General features: G+C 35.3%; 1 protein-coding gene. It reads left to right on the forward strand.

What is annotated here, in order from left to right:
- The first annotated feature begins 189 nt into the window (after positions 1-189).
- Entirely contained in the window at positions 190-1,281 is a 1,092-nt protein-coding gene (locus KQX66_RS36320; RefSeq protein ID WP_216798379.1) for a hypothetical protein, read from the forward strand.
- The last annotated feature ends 422 nt before the right edge of the window (positions 1,282-1,703 follow it).

Below are 1,703 nucleotides of genomic sequence, written 5' to 3' on the forward strand. Positions count from 1 at the left end.
GCTCAAGCTGTCAAAGTTGAAATATTGAGATTCAGTGAGAAAACAGGAGAATACATTACTTTATAGTGGGAGGATATTCTATTTTCCGAATAAATACTTGAATTAAACTAAAACAATCCAATTCCTTTATTAACCAAACGTCAGCATTTATTATAAGATTAAACATTGATCAAAGGGAGGCTTTACACTATGAAAGGTGGTTTATACTATCATCCAGACAGGATCAAAAAACCTAGTTCACCGATGTTATTAGATATGGCACGTTATAACCATGTTGAATACTTTGTACAATTAATTGAAAATATTGTACCAGAAGTATTAAAAGATTTAGAAATACTAATAAGAAAAATTGATAGTGCTCAAAAGTGGTTTAAAGAAAAAAAGCTTGATCATAATTCATCTCCTTCTGAATGGGTACTTGTTAAGAAATCAGATCAAGACAAGATTTATAGCGGTTACGCCCCTCTAAAAAATGGACTTCTAAATTGGGCAAGTAAATATAATTTAGATTCAGATAATGATTTTTATATTGAGTTGGCACTCTGGGCGCTTCATAGTTTTTATGAAGATATTCAAGATGCTGAAAGGGAAGAACGAATCCAAGAGGCAATAGAGTACGCAAAACATTTCGGAATACCGCGAGAAAGGGCAGTAGAATGGTATTTTTCTGGAATGCAACGTAATTCAAAGCCTTTTGAAGAGAAAGTATCTCTGTCAGGTGCACTTTATGTATCTGAAATTGAATTTGACGACTTCCACTTGGGAGAAAGTTCTAGTTTAAAAATGTGTCCAATCATTCGGGATTTATTTGATGGTCATTTTCCTTTTGTTTTTGTGCCAAAGTCGTATGATCTAACCTTACAAAACATAGGCAAATCAGAAGTAAGCTTAAACTCGTTTGAGGAAATATTGATGATTGAAAAGCGATTAATTGGAACAGGATGGGACCCAAGAACAGAGACGTGGAAAGAATTTGAGGAATCAATGGACAGATGGTTTGATACCTATAAAAAGATGTACAGGGAAAGAACCGAAAAGTTTATAGAGCAGCATGGATATGTGAAAGGTAAGGAGAAACGCAATCAAGAACACTTTAAGTGGCTGGTCCATTATCAAATTCAAGGATGGAGTTTAAGGCAAATTGCAGAGCATTATGAAGATGAAGAACTGAGTGAGGACACTATTTTTCGTGGTGTGAAAAGTGCATCGGAAATTGTAATGTTGAATTTGCGTCAGTCTAATAGGACAGGGAGACCAAGATCAAACAATTCTGAAGAGTAGTTTCATAATATTGTACTATAACGGCTAACAAGTGTTTGCAAATGAACTTGTGGAAAAGTTGGATTGACTTTTTTAATTGAGGAGTGCTTATAAAGTGCTTCTTTTTTTTTTAGAAAAAGGGATACGGGTAGATCCCGCTCCCATTTATTTTGACATTGAGACACGACGAATTCTAAATTGGCATAAATCCTTAAAGTAAAAATTACCGTTTATAAGTACGGCATGTTCTGTGTGTTTTTCATTAACTCCACCGTAGTCGATGACCTCATTTTGTTGATATACAGTTACAGGGATAGCAAAGAACATTGCATTATCAAAGTCAGCAGGGGAAACGAGTGGTTGATTATGAGTCTGTCAAGAATTTTGTGTAAGCTCTCAAAATCGATCTATCAAACTGCGGTGCCGCGGCTTGACATGGAGCC

It is taken from the genome of Paenibacillus oleatilyticus, assembly GCF_018998565.1.
Classification (GTDB): domain Bacteria; phylum Bacillota; class Bacilli; order Paenibacillales; family NBRC-103111; genus Paenibacillus_G; species Paenibacillus_G oleatilyticus.

Coding starts and splice junctions, on each gene's coding strand:
- KQX66_RS36320 (WP_216798379.1), top strand. CDS start 190: ATGAAAGGTGGTTTATACTATCATCCAGACAGGATCAAAAAACCTAGT.